The 18,459-nt window shown below is 43.0% G+C and carries 12 protein-coding genes; 1 reads left to right on the top strand and 11 read right to left on the bottom strand.

All coding sequences use genetic code 11. From position 1 onward, the window contains the following. The first annotated feature begins 63 nt into the window (after positions 1 to 63). Entirely contained in the window at positions 64 to 900 is an 837-nt protein-coding gene (locus DBT50_RS00550; RefSeq protein WP_111852687.1) for an aldo/keto reductase, read from the top strand. A gap of 66 nt (positions 901 to 966) precedes the next feature. Here DBT50_RS00550 and DBT50_RS00545 read toward each other — a convergent pair whose 3' ends face one another. The 11 genes from DBT50_RS00545 to DBT50_RS00495 form a co-directional block, all read right to left on the bottom strand. Further along, a complete protein-coding gene (locus DBT50_RS00545) occupies positions 967 to 1,452 on the bottom strand; it encodes an S-ribosylhomocysteine lyase (protein ID WP_111852686.1) in 486 nt (161 codons plus the stop codon). A 66-nt stretch (positions 1,453 to 1,518) separates the two neighbouring features. Beyond that, positions 1,519 to 2,505, bottom strand: a complete 987-nt coding sequence (locus tag DBT50_RS00540; protein WP_111852685.1) for a LacI family DNA-binding transcriptional regulator — start codon at positions 2,503 to 2,505, stop codon at positions 1,519 to 1,521. Positions 2,506 to 2,528: 23 nt separating this feature from the next. Then, on the bottom strand, positions 2,529 to 4,109 hold the full coding sequence (locus tag DBT50_RS00535) for a bifunctional metallophosphatase/5'-nucleotidase (protein WP_111852684.1): 1,581 nt from the start codon (positions 4,107 to 4,109) through the stop codon (positions 2,529 to 2,531). Positions 4,110 to 4,120: 11 nt separating this feature from the next. Then, on the bottom strand, positions 4,121 to 4,936 hold the full coding sequence (gene phnE, locus DBT50_RS00530) for a phosphonate ABC transporter, permease protein PhnE (RefSeq protein WP_181566153.1): 816 nt from the start codon (positions 4,934 to 4,936) through the stop codon (positions 4,121 to 4,123). Between the two features lie 11 nt (positions 4,937 to 4,947). Next, entirely contained in the window at positions 4,948 to 5,751 is an 804-nt protein-coding gene (phnE, locus tag DBT50_RS00525) for a phosphonate ABC transporter, permease protein PhnE (RefSeq protein ID WP_174519265.1), read from the bottom strand. Positions 5,752 to 5,761: 10 nt separating this feature from the next. Then, positions 5,762 to 6,499, bottom strand: coding sequence for a phosphonate ABC transporter ATP-binding protein (gene phnC, locus DBT50_RS00520; protein WP_060777545.1), 738 nt, complete (start codon positions 6,497 to 6,499; stop codon positions 5,762 to 5,764). A 176-nt stretch (positions 6,500 to 6,675) separates the two neighbouring features. Continuing rightward, the gene (locus tag DBT50_RS00515; protein WP_111852683.1) at positions 6,676 to 7,719 is read right to left on the bottom strand and encodes a phosphate/phosphite/phosphonate ABC transporter substrate-binding protein; all 1,044 of its coding nucleotides are present in this window, start codon (positions 7,717 to 7,719) and stop codon (positions 6,676 to 6,678) included. Between the two features lie 350 nt (positions 7,720 to 8,069). After that, the gene (tnpC, locus tag DBT50_RS00510) at positions 8,070 to 9,707 is read right to left on the bottom strand and encodes an IS66 family transposase (protein WP_181566155.1); all 1,638 of its coding nucleotides are present in this window, start codon (positions 9,705 to 9,707) and stop codon (positions 8,070 to 8,072) included. Between the two features lie 56 nt (positions 9,708 to 9,763). Next, complete coding sequence (gene tnpB, locus DBT50_RS00505) at positions 9,764 to 10,114, bottom strand: IS66 family insertion sequence element accessory protein TnpB (protein WP_111852809.1); 351 nt, start codon at positions 10,112 to 10,114, stop codon at positions 9,764 to 9,766. A gap of 255 nt (positions 10,115 to 10,369) precedes the next feature. Further along, on the bottom strand, positions 10,370 to 11,002 hold the full coding sequence (locus DBT50_RS00500; protein WP_318602842.1) for an LPXTG cell wall anchor domain-containing protein: 633 nt from the start codon (positions 11,000 to 11,002) through the stop codon (positions 10,370 to 10,372). Further along, positions 10,944 to 18,245: a G5 domain-containing protein gene (locus DBT50_RS00495; protein WP_318602841.1), complete on the bottom strand. Its 7,302-nt coding sequence runs from the start codon at positions 18,243 to 18,245 to the stop codon at positions 10,944 to 10,946. The genes DBT50_RS00500 and DBT50_RS00495 overlap by 59 nt, the downstream gene beginning before the upstream one ends. Between the last annotated feature and the right edge of the window lie 214 nt (positions 18,246 to 18,459).

Genomic DNA, 18,459 nt, shown 5'->3' with positions numbered 1-18,459 from the left:
TCTGATGCGTGTTACTATGAAGTCAAATTCAAGCAGTCTGACAAAAAAGAAAGGAAAGCTTCAATGAAAACATATAAGTTATCTAACAGTGTTGAAATTCCTGCCATCGGTTTTGGTACCTGGAAATTAGAAGGCGACATGGCGGTCAATGCGGTCTCCTACGCCTTGGAAGTGGGTTACCGCCATATTGATACTGCCCAGTACTACGGCAACGAACACGAAGTAGGCCAAGCCATCAAGCAGAGTCCTGTGCCTCGTGAAGACATCTTCCTAACCACAAAAGTTTGGAACGACAAGGTGGGCTATGAAGATACCCTAGCTTCCTTTGAAGAATCCTTAGAAAAACTGGGCACTGACTATGTCGACCTTCTCCTCATCCACTGGCCTAATCCCAAGCCTTACCGAGAAGAACCTGGCTATAAAGCACGGAACGCTGAAGTCTGGCGGGCTTTGGAAGCCATCTATGAAAAAGGCCAAGCCAAGGCCATTGGGGTCTCTAACTTCCTCCCCTACCACCTGGATGCCCTCTTAGAATCCGCTAAGGTCATTCCTATGGTTAACCAAATTAAGTTAACTCCTGGACTGGTCCAAGAAGACATCGTCAAGTATTGCAAGAAACATAATATTCTTCTGGAGGGCTACAGTCCATTAGGGTCAGGAGAAATCTTCGATAATGAAGAAGTCCAAGCCATTGCCGACCGCTTAGGCTACTCGGTGGCTCAAATCGCCCTAGCCTGGTCCTTGAAACATGGCTTTGTCCCACTCCCACGGTCCAAGACCCCAGAAAATATCAAGTCCAATTTAGATGTCTTTGATATCCAACTGACTGACCGCGATATAGAATTACTGGATACAGTAGCTGACGTAGAAGCGCCTGATCCTGATAGTAAACCCTTCTAAAGGCTAAGAAAAAAGCGTTAGGCCCGCAATTTGGGACTAACGCTTTTTCTTTTGCCTTTAACTTGACTAGTCTTCAGGGACTTCAACTACTTGGCGGTCAAAGGGATCTTTGGAGAAGCCTTGGTCAAGGATCTTCTTGGCCCACTCTTGAGCACCAAAGAGGGAATGGTCACGGTAATTCCCGCAGGACACCGCTTCAGTTCCTTGGACATCCGACCAGTCACTCTTGACAATGTCACGCAAAACCTTAGTATAGGCCACCGCAACTTCTTCTGGCTGGTGTTGGCCCCACATGATTAAATAGAAGCCCGTCCGGCAACCCATGGGTGAGAGGTCAATGACCCCATCCAAGTAGTCACGGATATAAGCCGCTGACATATGCTCAATGGTATGGAGGGCTGCAGTAGGAATCGCTTGTTCATTGGGTTGAACTAAACGGATATCAAACTTAGTGATTTGATCCCCATGTTCACCCTCTTCACGACCAGCCACCCGTACATAAGGGGGTTTTACTTTATTGTGGTCTAAATCAAAACTTTCAACTTTTGCCATATTTCCACGCTCCTTTATCACTTTCATTATTAATAATAACACAGGCAGTGATAATGAGCTATGGGTCTAGCTTGGTCTATTCAGATGGCTTTGCCGCAAGACCATTTGCGGTTGGATTAAGATTTTTTGGTAGGAGGATTGAGGTTCCTTCAAACGTTCTAATAATCTTTCCACTGCCACCTGACCAATTTCTTCAGTTTTCACATCAACACTAGTCAGCTGTGGGCTTGTAACTTCCCCGTAGGAATCCCCATTGATGGATAAGAGTGGCACATTGATTTTTAAATCTTGCATGACCCCTAAAAAGCCAAAAGCGATGGGATCATTGGAACAGATGATCACCTCAGGCAAGGACTCGCTTTGACTAAAGAATTTCTTGGCGGCTTGCGTGCCGGAATAGGAACTTTGTTTGATAGAAATAATTCCTTGGCACTCGATTGTCTGATACTTCGGCAAGATAGCCCGCAAGATTTGTTCCTTACTGCTGGTCAAATGAGCCTGGTCAATTTCTTCACCAGATACATAAACCAAGGAATGATAACCTTCATCAGCGACCTGGTCTAACAAAAGTTCCATCGTTTTTTCAATATCATAGGCCACCTGGTCCATGTGATCAGGAAAAAAATTCATTAAACAAACCGTAACAATGGGGCAATTGTGGTAGGAAGTTACAATCTCTTTTTGTTCTTCTCGAGTAAAATTGCCCAATAATAGGATGCCATCAAAAGTCCGTTTGAATTTCTTTAAGCGACTAATGGGGACAAAATAACAGCTGTAACCATATTCATGAACGATGGACTCGATGCCAAAACGCATATTAAAATAATAGGCATTGTCAATATGATCGCGGAAATGGTCATCTTTATGGATAACGAGAATATCATAGGCATAGCTACTGACTCCACGAATGGTATAGTTCATGGCCTGCGCCACAGCATTAATCTCTTGACGGGTAGAGCTCTTAACGGATAGGGTAGGATCTTCTCTCAATACTCTAGAAATTGTTGATACAGAATAACCTGTTGCCTTGGCAATATCCTTTAAAGTTGTCATCTACTCACCTTCAACACATTGCTTTAAATAGCGTCACTTATGTTTTGATAACCAATCACTTGATAATTATTGTTTTCTGGGACTTCAACGACATCATGGTTAGCAAAATAATTAATAATTAAGTTGGGAATATCAGTGTCCAGTTCTTCTAGGACCTTATCTCTAGAGAAATGCGGGAAGTTACCGCCCCCTGCCATTCGATATTGGTTAATGGCTAGGTATAATTCATCATCATCTTCAACCGCCTGTCCCTGGTAGTTCAGTTTAACAACCCGTTGACCTCGGTCTTTAGAGACATCAATGGTATAGTCAATCCCCGAATAAATATCATAGTTATAGACTTCTACTTTAGGATTGAGATAGTCCTCACTAACGACTAGCCTACCTTGGTCATCTAAGGCAAAATATTCGGCATTTTTTTCTAAGTTCTCTCTTAATTCTTTACCGGTGAGCTTAATCTTACACAAACCGTTCGAGAAGGGATAATTAATGACCAAATCACGCATGGTCACCTCTTGCTTTAAGCCGTAGACGTCCAAGTTAAAAACTGAAGAAGCTGAAATATCAGTCCCTGCGGCTTCCATCTGAATTTTATTGGTCAAGGCAAAATACGGATTACCCTCAACTTGAGCCTCAAAGAAATTATCAACTAAGGCGGGTCGATCCAAATGTCCAAGCGGTTGGTCAAGCCAGTCTTGAATCTTTGCATTATCCTCTGCCAAAAGTTCTTCTAGCTCTTGGTCAGCCGGCTGGTCAGCGAGTGAATGTAGTTGGCAGCTCTCCACCTTTTTGTTCAGCTTGCCATTCGCATCCTTATCAAGCTCAAAAACAACTTCTCCATATTTCTGAGCCCGAAAGCCCGGTTGAATGATAGGTATGCCCTGCCAGATTGTGGCAATCTCACGGTGTTGGTGGCCCGTAAAGAAGGCGTCAATCGGCAAGCCACTACTTAAAATCGCATAGCCCTCATTTTCCCCGGTTAAATCTTCTTCTGGTTCTCCGGTCTCCAGGTTGCATTCAAAGCCCCCATGGTAGGTAATGAAGATAAGATCACAGTGTTCGCTTTCTTTCATCAATGGGATATAGTATTGGGCCGTCTCCAGGGCGGACTTAAATTCTAAGCCCGCAATATTTTCTTCCTTCTCCCAATGAGGAATATACTGGGTAACCAATCCCAGGACACCAATTCGAATATCTTCACATTGAAAAATCCGATAGGGCTTATGGCAAAAAACCTCTCCATCTGAAATCACGTTAGCCAAAGCCAGGGAATCAGGCATATAGCTAATGGATTTCTTTAAATAATCTAAGCCAAAATTAAATTCATGGTTACCCAAGGTCCAGACATCAGGCTGCACATAATTATAGACCTGGCTGGATATCTTGGCATAGTCATGATGGCTTTCCTCATAATTGGTCAAGGGCGAGCCCTGAATCATATCCCCACTTTCCAGATACAGGAGATGCTCTTCCTGGCGACGCTTGGCCTTTAAAACACTGGCAAAACGGGATAGACCGTTAGTCGTCTTTTTATTTCTTGCTTGAAAACTTTGGATTGAAAAATGTCCATGAACATCACTCATGGCGAGTAAAGTTAATTTCATGCTTGTCCTTTCTAAAAGTGTCCATAGGCGAGGTATTGACGTAGGCGGGTAGAAATGGCTTCCACTAAGAAGACCAGTAAGATTAAAGCAATTAGAATGGCGCCCACTTGGTTCCAGCGATAAGAGTTAATCGCAAATAGTAGGGGAGCCCCAATCCCGCCAGCACCAACCAAACCTAAAGTCGTTGCATCTCGAATATTCATATCAAAACGATAGATTAAAGTCGATAAGAAACTCGCCGATAACTGCGGGATAATACCGAACATGATTTGATCCATGGTGGTCGTTCCCATAGCGCGAAAGGCTTCCAAGATGTCGGTATTTAAATCGGCAATAGTCTCTGAAAAGAGCTTAGTTAACATTCCAATTGAGGTAAAGGTCATGGTTAAGACCCCAGCAGCTGGCCCAGGACCAGTCACTCGGATAAACATCAGTCCGTAAACAATGGCTGGGACGGTCCGAAGCATCATAATCACCACCCGGAAGATTGCTGCTAGCCAAGCGGGAACCACATTACTGGATGATAAAAAAGCTAAAGGTAAAGAAATGATACCACCAATTAAGGTCCCAACAAAAGCAATACAGACGGTTTCAAATAATAAAAACCATAAACCACTGGAAGAAAAATCAGTCAGCATAGTCATATCGGGATGAAGCACCCCGGAGATGATTTCTCCAGCTACAGCCCAACCGTCCTGGCTATAATTGGAAAAATCAATCACACTGGATGACCAAAATAATACCAGCAGCACAAGGACAGTGATGACTCCCTGAATGGCACGGTAATTCGGCTCTTTGTCTAATACGGTTTGAATTGAATCTGTCACAGCTAGCCCTCCTAACTAATCTTACGCCGGATATAACGGCTTAAGTTCTCGATAATAAAAACAGTTATTAATAGAACAAAGAGAATGGTTCCTACTTTTTCATAATCGCGCCAACCAATATTTTCATTAATCAGTAACCCTAAACCTCCGGCACCCACATAACCTAGAATCGATGCATAACGCACATTCCCTTCAAAGTTAAAGAGGGCGGTAGAGAGATAGAAAGGCATAATATTAGGAATCACACCCTTTAAAAAGGCAAAAGGACGGGTATAACCCATGGCAATCATGGCCTCAAAGGCGCCTAAATTAGTGGTTTCAATCTCTTCATACAATAGCTTACCCACATAGGAAAATGAAAATAGGAAGATGGCTACCGTACCTGCTAGGGTTCCTAGACCAAACAAATAAGTCGCGATCAAGGCGGAAACTAGGGTGGGGATGGTACGAATAATGGTAAATAGCACCTTAACCAACCAGTTCACCGGCGCAAAATGGACCATATTGGATGAAGCTAAAAAGGCAAAGGGAAGGGCAACCGCTGCCCCAGCAAAAGAACCAAATAAAGACATCTTAATAGTATCCATCAAGGGTTGAATCACATCAGATAGGTAGGACCAATCCGGTTGGAAGAGTTGAGCAACGATAGTCGTTAATTGATGACCCCGTTTTATTACATCACCGAAATCAAACTCCGTCACTTGCAAAGCAACATATAAAGCAATGGCTAAAACTAATACAATCACTGGTGTCCACGAACGTTTTTCTTTAAATACCTTCCCAGAAGCCAGTTGATATTCTTTTCGTTTAAACACTTTAATCCCCCTAAGACTTCTTGTAGATCGTATCTAAAATCTCTTGATTAACCTCACTACTTGGGCCATAATAAACAATCTTTCCAGCATTAATTCCGATCACGCTATCGGCATAATCAAGGGCCATATCTACATCATGGATATTAATTAAGATAGTGATGTCTTGGTTTTGATTAATATTTTTAAAGTAATCCATCACTTGTTTAGAAGAAATTGGGTCCAGACTGGCCACCGGTTCATCGGCTAAAATGATGGAGGGCTCCTGAACCAGGGTCCGCGCTAAGGCTACCCTTTGTTTCTGCCCACCAGATAATTGGTCGACCCGGTCATAGGCCTTATCAAGGATATCCACACTTTCTAGGGCTTCCAAGGCTTTAACCTTTTGCTCCTCGGTAAACAGGGAAAAGAGTTTCTGATACCAGGCTAAGTCAGGTAAAAAGGCATTCAATACATTATTTAGTACGGTGGTCTTTTCCACGAGGTTAAAAGATTGAAAGACCATGCCAATATCTCTCCGGAATTTTCTTAATTGGCTACCTTCTAAAGCAGACACATCCCTATCGTTAACGGTCAATTGTCCTCCGTTAATATCATGCATCTTATTAATGGTACGAATTAAAGTCGATTTACCGGCACCTGATTTCCCCACAATGGCGACAAAACGTCCGTTGGGAATTTCTAAATTAATGTCATCTAAGGCTTTTAATCCACCTTCATAAACCTTATCCACATGTTCAAATCGAATCATTTTTTATTCCTTTCTCCAAAAACATGATCGCTCACTACCGCTCAAGCAAACTACTTCATTGCATAATTAGAAATAGGAAAAGTGCATTCAACCAATAGTTAATCATTGATTGAAGCACTTTTTTATCCTAATCACTTATTCTTAAACTCAAAATAACCATCGAGCGATTATCTCAACTAATTCATTTCTTGCACTAATTTTTGGGCTTCACGTTCGGTATCATAGTCAGAGGGTTCTGCCTTTTCATACCCTTCGTGGGTGTAGACCGCAATGATTTCTTTTCCTTCATCAGTTTGGGCAATATTAATGAAAGCCTCCTGTAAAGCTTCAGCTAATTCAGGAGTCATGTTTTCAGAGTTCTTAGACACGGAAATGGTGTCGTTCATCATGGGTTTAGTTACCCCAATCACTTGAACTTCTTGCCAAATTTCATCAGATCCACCAAGTTGTTCTTGCCATTTCTCTTCATTATCTAAACGGGCGTCAGCGTAAGTGACCATGACATCCACTTGACCAGAGGCTAAGCGCGCAAAAGCAGAAGCATAGGAGTCCGCTTGAACCACATTATCTAAATCGGTAATATTTTTGTCAAAGTGATCTTGCAACCAAAGGGATGGATAGATGTAACCCGCTGGAGAGGAAGTTCCCATCACTGACCAATTCGCTGAATTGAGGTCTTCCCAGTTAAGTTCTTCGCCATTATTCACCTTTTCGGCTAATTCTTGACCTTTTTCACTAGGTCCCGCTAGGATTAGGCCGTGATAGTAAGTGACTTGGTCGTCTACTTTAGTGACAGGTTCTTTATTCCAGTCTTGAGGATTTTCTCCAGTAACCGAAAGTCCACCACGAGTAGCAGTTAAAATTGGTTCGATACCTTCTTCATAAAGAACATAGGTTCCACCAGGGATAAAACCAACGTCAGTAGTTCCAGCCTCTAAAGCTTCTCCCGTCGCTTCATAACTGGTTCCCACGTTGATATCGACATTATCAACAGTAAAACCTTGTTTTTCTAATTCTTCCTTCAAAATGTCTTTCAAAGGATCAGTAACGGTAATAATTTCCTCGGGATCACGAGAAGGAACGAATTCTACTGATAAGGTATCGATATGATTACTTGAATCAGCTGAATCCCCACTGTCTCCACCTTCATTACCACAAGCTGCCAAACCAAAAGCAGTTAATACGCTTAAACCACTTAATAGCCATTTTTTGATACTCATTTTATCCTCCTTGTAGGCTTTTGATAGAATTACTCTTACACCTAAAGGATCTCATATTTATATAAAAATACCGTCAATTCAAAGTATAGTTTTTGTAAATTTTCACATGTTTTAGTAAAAATTTTTACCTCTTAATAAAATTTTCCAACAAAAAACGAGCTTTCGCTTGAAAGCTCGCTGGGAGAAAAATATAAAGAAATTTATTTGGACTATCTTTATCATAGAAGACATTTGTGAAAAAGCTATGAATTAATGTAAGCGTCAAATAGGAGAATAGAATTCAAAAAATCTTGATAAGCTAGCGAAGAGTTCTTAAGTACTCTGTATGCTAAACTTATCAAGATTTTTTGTTATTTAAGTAATTCTCTTTTTAATTTTTTTCGACAGATCGCTTGGATAGCGGGATGCCAGGGAAGATAATCTTCAAGCACTTTTTCACTTAGATGCTTTTCATTCGGCATGGCACTTAATAAGAAAGTGAGATATTTTTCAGGATCAAGGCCGTTGGCCTTAGCAGTTTCAATGATCGATAGAATAATTCCAGAATACTGAGCACCTTTAAAAGAGGTAGAAAATAACCAATTTTTTCTACCTATTACGAGTGCTTTTATGCCACGCTCTGCCCGGTTATTGCTCATTTCAACCGCACCATTTTCCAAAAATGCTTTAAAATAAGCTTCATATTTTAAGGCATAGGCGATGGCTGTTACTAATTTTCCTCCAGCAGTAGATGATTCCTCACGAAGGCGTTCGAAAAAGTGGTCAATTTTCACTTTTAAAATTTTCTGGCGTTTATCTAAACGTTCGGTTATCGATAAATCTTGCCATTTCTTTTCTAAAGTGAAAAATTGGTCACATTGTTTTACTGCCCATGAGCTGAGGAATTGACCTTGATATTTTTTAGGTGGTAAGGCATCATAAAACTTTCGTCTTAAATGCGCCCAACAGCCAGCAATAGTCACTCTATTTATTTTTGGATAGACATGCCACATATCGCAATGAATCACACCCTCATATTCAGCCATTCCCTTGGGAAGGTCATTAAAGCCTCGCCCAGGAGAATGGTGGTAGAGATAGATTTGTTGCTGAGTTTCTCGAGAAGAGCACGTTAACCAGTAATAGGTCTTTTCTTTCTCATGCTCAATGACCTTATAACTCGTTTCATCCATATGGATGACTGGCTGTTTGATTAGCTTTCCAGAAAGCAGTCGATAAAGAGGCTCAAAGTAATATTCTGCTGCTTTTTCATGCCAATTAATGAGCGTTTGACGAGAGAGCGGTAAGCCCATCTTTTCCCATTCACCTTCCTGGCGGTAAGCAGGAATTTTCAGCTCATATTTTTGTTGAAGTGAGTGAGAGACAAGACCTGCGGTCGCATAGCTCCCATTAAAGACAGGTTTTGGAACATCCGCACTGATCACCATTTCTTTCCCCGCTTTTTCTGAACAATTCGTACATTTATAGCTATGCTGAATAACATTCTCACAACGAATTTCCGCAGGAACGTAGCGTAACTGTTGGCGAATCTTCTTTTGGCCAATTTCTGCCATTTCTTGTTGACATCCAGAGCAATTGCGATCTTCACCTTCTAAGGTGTAATGAAGATCATAATCAGGAAAATTGTCAAGAATTACTTGTTTACGACCTTTTGGTCGTTTTTTGCGACGATAACTAATCGTTTCAAAAGTTTCATCCTCTTTTTCACTGATCAAATCACTAGCATCGACTTCGAAAAGACTTAGCTGATTATTATCCACTAAGTTTTCTTTCGAACGACCATAGAGCTTTTTCTTCAAATAGTGAATCAATTCATCTTGATGAGCAATCGTTACTTCTTTATTTTTTAGTAGTTTATTCTGATGATTTAATTCATTCTGTTTATTGTCGATGGATGACTGCTGACTGTCGATGACACGTTTTTGATGATTGATCATTTTCTTCAATACTTTAATTTCTTCAAGTAATTGCTGTTCTCTATTTGAAGCCATAGTCATCCTCCTTACTGTTTTTCCTATTTTACCAATTGTTTTGGAAAATGAAAATTTCAATAAAACTTTTTCTTTTGTGTTTTTCTTACAGAACTTTCGATAGAAAAACCATCGAGTAACCATTGCCACTGTTGCTTTGAAATCTGTTTCAATTCTCTATGAGTCTTAGGCCATTGCATTTTACCATCTTCAAATCGTTTGTAGAATAGCCAAAAGCCACTGCCATCCCAATAGAGTGCTTTAAAACGATCATTGCGGGTTCCACAAAATAAAAATAATGACTGACTGAACGGATCCATTTTAAATTCTTCCTGAACAATAGTTGTTAGCGAATCAATTCCTTTCCTTAAATCAGTTTTGCCGTAGGCAATGTAAATATGATGAAGGTCATCCATATTAATAATCATATAAAAACCCTCCTAACTATTAGAAGTATAGTTTGGAGGGCTTACATTTTATAGCCGTGTTTCTATTTGACGCTTACGAATTAATTAGGCAAATGTTTTTAACTTTTATGAATTTTCATCTCAATCAATAAAAAAAGCCGAAGCTTAACACTTCGGCTAAAAACCTATTCCAAAAGTTGACCCCGAACTCCACTCTAGGGCACTTTTTGACTTTTATCAAACTTCCTAAAAAGTTAACGGTTTTTTATATAAGGCTTATTTTTTCTTCTTACGGTCTAAGCCGAGACAGCCTAGTCCAGCAAGGAGTAGGGATAGACCAAGTCCGCTTACTGAGGCAACCGCACCGGTTTGTGGTAAGACTGAAGCCACTTGCACTTGTTTGCGGCTATCTGTAGAGCTAGTCTTATGACTAACTGGACTGAGGCTAGCGGATGAATCAGGGTCAATCTTTAGATCCTCACTTGCAGGTTTATCATTTATGACATTGCCATCTGGGTGTTTATCCGTTGAAACATTGTCTCCTGGTCTAGGATTTCCTGGCGTGTCTTCATCGGATGGATGTTTTCCTGGAACTCCCTCATTGGTCTTGGATCCGCCCGGTCTGTCCGAGTCAGAAGTGCCTTGACCTGGTTTCTTGTCATTTGGCTTAGGATCTTCTGATGTTTGACCACCTGGGATCTTATTGCCTGGCTTGTCAGCATTTGAACTAGGATCTTCCGGACTGCCATCTTCTGGGGTGTTTCCACCTGGTGTTGGCTGGTCTGGTTTTTCATCCTCTGAGCTATGTCCACCTGGTGTGTCATTGCCTGGTTTGTCTTCATTAGGCTTGTCAGGATTTGGTTTGTCTTGGCCGGGATGGGCAGATTGGACAATCTGGTCCCACTTCAATGATATGATCAACCGCAGCAATTTCATTGTGACTGTCAGCTTGGAGTGAACCGTCCGCTTGGCCATTCTTAATCTTTTGGGTAAAGGTGACATCATAGGAGCCCTTTACGCCTTCTTGAACGGTCTTCACTTGACCTGGTTTGAGGGCATCGTTACGACGCACGATCACCTTAAAGGCGGTCTCGAAGTGTTCGGTATGGCTGACTTGACCAGTAAAGTCTTTATCGCCTACCTTAATGACTTCTGTTACCGGTTCTTTGGTCACTTCGACCTTTGGTGTGCCGACAACTTGAGAGTTTTCAACCGTCACCGTAGTGGTCTTATGCCCCACTTGACCTGGGGTTTCAACCTTGTATTCGCCCTTGTTAAGGCTTGGATCAACTTCCACTTTCACCTTAAATGGAATTTCTTCCGTATGGGTGTAGCTACCATCAGTCTTAGCACCAATGCGGACACTCTTCTTGACTGGCGCTTTAGTTTGCTTGGTCTCACCTGGCTTAGATTGGGTGACTTGACCGTTGACAATGGTATGGGTGGTTGGAGTTTCTTCTTCGCCTAAGACGCCTTCTTGGTCAACAACTTCTTTGCCGGTTTCCAAGGTCGGATCCAGTTTGTACTCGACTTCAAATGGCACTGGATTCTTGTCGACCGTAGTGAAGCTGCCAGTATAGTCCTTGGTGCCCACCTTAACAATATGTTTGGCTGGGGTCACTACTGGGACTTCTTCTGTTACAACCTTGCCGTCAACCACCTTGTTGACAATTTGGGTCGTCACATGACCCGGCACAACTTGGACGGTTTCCACCTTGCCCTTGTCAAGACTCGGGTCATATTCAAAGATGGTTTCGACTGGCACATCCTTGTTGACTTCATGGGTATTGCCTGCAACTGGCTTGGTTCCCACTTCAATGATGTGGGCTTTTGGTGCGGTGTAGGCGCCGTCTTGGCTGACCGGTGCACCTTCAGCCTGGCCATTCTTAATGGTTTGGGTGTAGTCCGTGGTCTTAGAACCAGGCACTCCCTCTTGAACCGTCTTGGTTGTTCCAATTGCTAAATCAGGATTTTCTCTGATTTCAACTGGGAATGGGACAGGACAAGTATTGGAGAACTTGTATTCACCGGTAAAGTCCTTAGACCCCACGCGGACGATTTGTTTAGCAGGGGTTACTACCGTCTCTTCCGTATTAACTACTTGGCCGTCCACTACTTTAGAAACGACTCTAGTTTCTGTCTTGCCTGGGGTCAATTGACCGGTTTCCACTTGACCTTTTTCAAGGCTGTCATCAAAGACGTATTCAATTTCAACTGGAATTTCCTTGTTGATAGCTGTTTCTGTGCCTGCAACAGGCTTAGTCCCGACTTCAACAATATGAGCTTTTGGTTCGACTGGGTTGGTAATTGTACGCCCTAAGTCACCTTCAGCTTGGCCATTCTTAATGACTTGAGTGTAAGTCACGTCATAAGACCCTGGTTGACCCTCTTGGACGAGCTTGGTTTCGCCAGCCTTGAGATTTGGATTCTCGCGCACTTCCACCTTGTAAGGCACTTCGAAGCGTTCAGTGTGGCTCACTTGACCGGTAAAGTCTTGGTTGCCGACCTTGATCACTTGAGTCACCGGTTCCTTGGTCACTTTAGATACTGGTTGGCCAACAATTTGAGAGTTCTCAATGGTGACGGTCGTTTCCTTAGTCCCTGGTTGACCTGGAGTCACCACTTTATACTCACCCTTAGGCAAGCTTGGATCGACTTCAACCTTAACATCAAATGGAATTTCTTCTGTAGAGGTATGGCTGCCATTGGTCTTGGCACCGATGCGAACGATCCGATTTTCAGGAGCAATCACTTCTCGGGTTTCACCAAAGACCTTATCAGACATGGTTCCATTGACGTATTTCTGACTGACATCACGTTCGATTAAACCGAGTTTACCTTCTTGTTCAACCACTTCTTGGCCTGGCTTCAAGCTTGGGTCAAGTTTGTATTCGGTCTTGAATGGTGCCAGGCTTTGTTCGGTGTGCTTGAATTCACCGGTGTAGTCCTTGGTACCCACCACAATCACTTGTTTGGCTGGGGTCACCACTTCTTCCGTTGTGGTTTCAATTTGACCAGTTTGTGGGTTGAAGACATTCTTAATCTTCGTTTCAACCTTACCTGGGGTGTAGGCACCTTTTTCAACGGTTCCCTTGTCCTTGGTATTATCGTAAACGTATTCAATCTCGGCTGGCACTTCTTTGACTCTGCTTTCAACATTTTCTGGTGCCTTAGTACCGACCTTGATGATATGGGTCTTCGGTTCTGTACGAGCGATTTCTTCCGTCTTCAGCTGGCCATCAGCCGCCCCATTCTTAATGGCTTGACTGTACTTGGTGGTCTTAGATCCGTTCTCACCCTTTTGAACTTCTTGGATTTCAAAGAGTGGGAGGTTTGGATCTTCTTGGATGTCCACCTTGAATGGAAGAGTTTCAGTGACATTATGGGAGACTTCGCCGGTAAAGTCTTGGTCGCCCACTTCGATAATGTGTTTGACAGGTTGCTTGCTTGTCGTAGTCCTTGGTGTACCGACAACTTGGGAGTTTTCGATAGTTACGGTAGTGGTTTGTTCACCTGGTTGACCTTCTTGAGCGACTCTGGATTCGCCCTTCTTGAGGTCGTTAACCTTCCGCACTTCTACTTCAAACGGAATAGCTTCCTTATGGGTGTAAGTACCATCTGTCTTGGCCCCAACGCGAACAACCTTATTGACTGGCGCCTTGGTTTGCTTGGTCTCACCTGGTGTCGATTCGGTCACTTGGCCATTGACAATCTTATGGTTGGTTGGTGTTTCTTCTTCTCCGAGGACACCTTCTTGGTCCACAACTTCCGTTCCGGGAGCCAGACTTGGGTCAACCTTGACTTCCACTTGGAATGGAATTGGGTTCTTGTCGACGGTGGTAAAGCTACCTTCAAAGTCCTTATTGCCAACCTTGATGACAGCATCTACAGGAGCTGTTTCAGTGACTTCTGCTTGGCCAACGATCTTGGAATTTTCAATGGTCCATGTCGTTGTTCTTTGGCCTGGCGTACCAGGAACTTCTATCTTGTATTCGCCTGCTTTAATGCTTGGGTCATACTCAACCGTGTATTTAAACGGAATCTCTTCGGTGTGAGAATGTTGGCCATTGGTCTTGGCGCCTACCTTGATCTTGCGGTTAACTGGTGCCTTAGTTTGAACAGGGTCAGAAACCACTTTCTCACCAGGAACACCGTTAGTAATGCTTTGGCTGACCTTGGTGATGGTTTCACCTAATTGGCCTTTTTGAACTTCAACCACTGCATTTGGAGCCAGACTTGGGTCGACTTCAACTTCGGTTTCAAAAGGAACCACATTGGTGTATTCATGGCTGAATTCACCGTTATAGCCCTGGGTCCCGACAACAATCACCTTGTTGACAGGAGCCTTGGTTTCGGTTGTTGTGGTAGATCCTGGTGTCACTGTCCCATCTTCAGCAGTAACTGGAGTGGTCTGGGTCTCTTCACCTGGAATCCCTGTATTTGGCAGGACTTCGACCGTGCCAGCTGGCTTGGTGTTGTCGTATTTAATTTCTACGTCGAATGGTTTTTGGTTAGTGGTCGTCACATTGGTTGAACCCGCTAAAGGCTTGGTGCCAACACGGATGATGTGTTCGGTTGGTGCCGTTTCCGACTTGACGGTTGAGGTCAATGCCCCATCCGCAGCCCCATTCTTGATGGCTTGGGTGTAAGTGGTGGTCTTAGTTCCTGGAACCCCTTCTTGGTCCACATGGTAAGTGCCCTTATCTAGGCTTGGATCTTCAATGACCTTGACAGGGAATGGAACTTTTTCAGTCACATCGTGGCTGACTTCGCCGGTAAAGTCTTGGTCGCCCACTAAAACAACCGCATTGGTTGCTTGTTCATTAATGGTTGGCTCAGAAGTAGCGATCACTTGAGAATTTTCGATGGTCAGAGTCTTGGTTTGGCTGCCTGCCTTACCAGGATTTGCGACCTTGTATTCGCCCTTCTTAAGTGATGGGTCGGTCTTCACTTCCACTTGGAATGGAATCGGTTCCGTCACTTGGTGACTGCCATTGGTCTTCGCCCCAATGCGTACAACGCGTTTAACGGGATCCTTGGTCTGAACAGTTTGTCCTGGGGTTGAGCCAGTCACTTGACCATTTTGGATGGTATGGGTGGTTGTGGTGGTCTTCTCACCGAGAGCACCTGGGTTTTCAACCACTTCTGTACCTGGTGCCAAAGTATTATCGACAATATATTCGGTTTCGTAAGGAACTGGGTCCTTGTCCACGGTTTCAAAGGAGCCATTGTAATCTTTTTGGCCGACCTTGATGACCGCGTTGACTGGCGCCACGGTTTCCACAACAGGCTCACCCACGACCTTGGAGTTCTCAATAGTCCAGGTCTTCTTGTTGGACCCAGCTTGTCCTGGGGTCACGACCTTGTAGTTTTCAGTCGCGTCAGGATAGTTGGTGTAGAAGTTAGGGTCGAATTCCACGGTGTAGGCGAATGGGATCTCGTCGGTATCGACAACGGTCCCTGTGGTCTTGGTGCCGACTTTGACCTTCTTAGGCTGGGCTGGTGTCGTGGTGGTCTTAGTGATGTTAACCGCGCCCGTTTGTGGGTCTCTGGTCGTCTTCACAGTTACCACGCCGTCTTGGCCTTCTTCAACCACAACCGGCTCAGCAGTTGCTTCCATGTTGGGATCCACTTCGACTTCGACGGTCCGAGGGATAGTTACCGTTTCTTCGACCGGTTTAACCCCCACTTTGACTAAACGGTCTTGTTTTTCTTCGATAGTTTCAGTCCGTTTACGGAAAAGTTGGTCGCCAGCTGTAAATTGGCCAGTGGCAGGGTCAATCAAACCTTTTTGGCCATTGATGACATCTTGTTCGAAGATGGTCCGTTCCTTACCAGGCTTACCTGGGGTCACCACTTGGATGGTCCCTGCAGGTAGAGTGTCGTCATATTCTTCCTTAGTTTCATAAGGGATCAGCTTGTCATCGGTATCGGTAACGGTGGTCTTGTATTTGGAACGGGCGATGAATTGGGCTCTGACTTCTTCGGTTATTGGTTTGTTAGTAACGGAATCAGTTCCATAGTTAACCCTTACTGGTATGTAAAGATTTTCCCCACCTATAATCTCTGCATCTTCTGGAACGATTGCTGTTACTACACCTGTGTTAGGGTCAATCTTAACATCTGACCAAACATTGCCTCGATCGTCCTTGTAGCCACCCTCTTGTGGTATAAGTTCATAAGATTGTGGTTCCCTCTTTTTATCATTAGGATTTTCAGGAAGGTTTGGTTTATTGACAAGCTTGTCCCCTTGGAAACCAACTTCAGCATGGTATTCTGGCTTGTTATTGTCAGAATCTTGAACAACAAAGTGGAACCAATGGGTATCTGTTGAACCATTTGTATAAGTATACTCAACAGGGATTGCTACAAAGTCTCCTGCCCTGGCATTGGTTGGAGCTTTAACAGAAAGGCTTGTAATATCTCCTATTATCTTACCCTCATCTTTTTCTGGATTCCCCTGACTATCTTTTTTACTATTAAAACTTACGGTCCACTTTTGATCATCAGTTAACTTATCAACAGTTGTACCTAATCGCTCGGCTATTTTTTGATTTGCAATATCTATAAATTGCTTATCAAGCTTACCCCTTGACAAACCTGCCTGATCGGCTGCCTTCATTTCATCAGCTGTTTTTTGATTTTCCTCAGGAGTCTTAGGCACATACATTTCTACCTTAAACTCTTGACCAGGTTTTACTTCCGAGTGAGTATGCTTTTCTGTATCTTTCTGGTTTTGATCTAGGAATGATTGATCATAGAATCGTGTGTCGTCTAGATTGATGGTGATGGAACCTAGGTCGTTGTAGTTATCGTAGCGGGCGATACCTTGCTTGTCAGCAATAACCGTCTCACCGTTGTGGTTGAGAGCTTGGGTGCCGGCGCCAGTTTCGACGTAAGTATGAACATAACCAGTAGTATCCACACCCGTAGATGCTACAGATTCAAATTCTTCCTTAGTACGTGGACGTGCAAAGAACTGAGCTTTAAGAGTTTGGATGCCCTTAAATTTTTCAGTGTTGAAGATAGAATTAGGGTCTTCCAAAGCTCCCTTAGGCATTGCAAAGATGATTTGCCCAAGTTTAATATCATTACCTAACTTAGTTTTGAATTCTTCAATGTTAGAAGGTGTTACGATAAAGGCATTGGCTTCTTTCACCACAGATCCATCTGGATGGTAGACTTGGCCCACTACTCGGTCATAATCAGCCGGATCGAGATTTTCAATATGGGCCCCAGTCTTAATATAACCTTCCTTGACAGCTACCCGATTAACATTGGTATCCCCAGCTACCTTGATCAGAGATAAGTTAGCATTCTCATTTGGATAGGGATTAACACCAAAAGTAAGGTTAAAATTTCCTCCACTTAATAAATGATCGGCAGTAATTGTATTATTTTTTGTATAATTATCCCTAAATGAAATAGTAGTACTCTTATTATTAAAATTGTTTATATGTTTGAGATCTTCTTCATTTAGCTCTGAATTGATGTTCTTTTGTTGGCCAGCCCTAGCAATTACTACTTCAGCTGTTGGCTTATAATCTACAACCTTATTATTAATTATCGTAGGATTTCCTACTTCTTCATAGTCTTTAGTCCCAAATCTAACAGGAGCTGTTCTACTTGAATCAGTAATCGCTACAAGGTTATAAGTCCTTTCAGAGTCATTACGATCAATTGAAATATCAATTCCGTAAGCTTTCTTATCAGGTGATGAGTTCGAAGGGTTAAGTACTTGATGACTTACCCCTTCCGTCTTCCCTGCTTGTTCACTAGTTGTATAACCTATCCCATTATTGGCCATTTCTGACTGCCGGTAGGTTCCAACATTCTTCTCATTATCTGAATAGTCCGGATTGGATGCATTGGCTGGCACAATTGGCCCGTTGACAGTATCGGCAGGTAGACCGGATGTGTTAGCGGCTTCACCAGATGTGGGCTGGTCAGTGTTGACCGGCGCCCCTTCTGAGGCATAGTAGCCGGCTTGGTCAGCAGGGTTGACTGCATCAACTGCTAGAGCCGAACTTGGCTGAGCGGGCTGTTCCGCCGCTTGCACTTCTTGGCCTTGGCCAGCTAAGAAGGCAGCAATGGCGACACTCCCCACCCCCAAGGTGGTTTTTCTTATGGCATATCTATAATTCTTCTCCATTGTTCTCCTCCATGCAATCGAAGACTTTAACTTATACAATATTACACTAATGATATAAGTTAATTTAGTTAAACTATATATTAACATCTTAAAAGCATAATTAAATTCTTTTTTTATTTATATTAAAGCTACAGTGATCGCACTGTATAATTAGCCCTAATAATACCCCAAACAATACCAATAAACCAACTTTTTAGCTTAAGTTGACAGTAAA

This window comes from Aerococcus tenax, from assembly GCF_003286645.3.
In the GTDB taxonomy this organism is placed as follows: domain Bacteria; phylum Bacillota; class Bacilli; order Lactobacillales; family Aerococcaceae; genus Aerococcus; species Aerococcus tenax.
The sequence above is the reverse complement of the archived record's forward strand: the minus strand, read 5'-3'. Positions and strand labels throughout refer to the sequence as shown.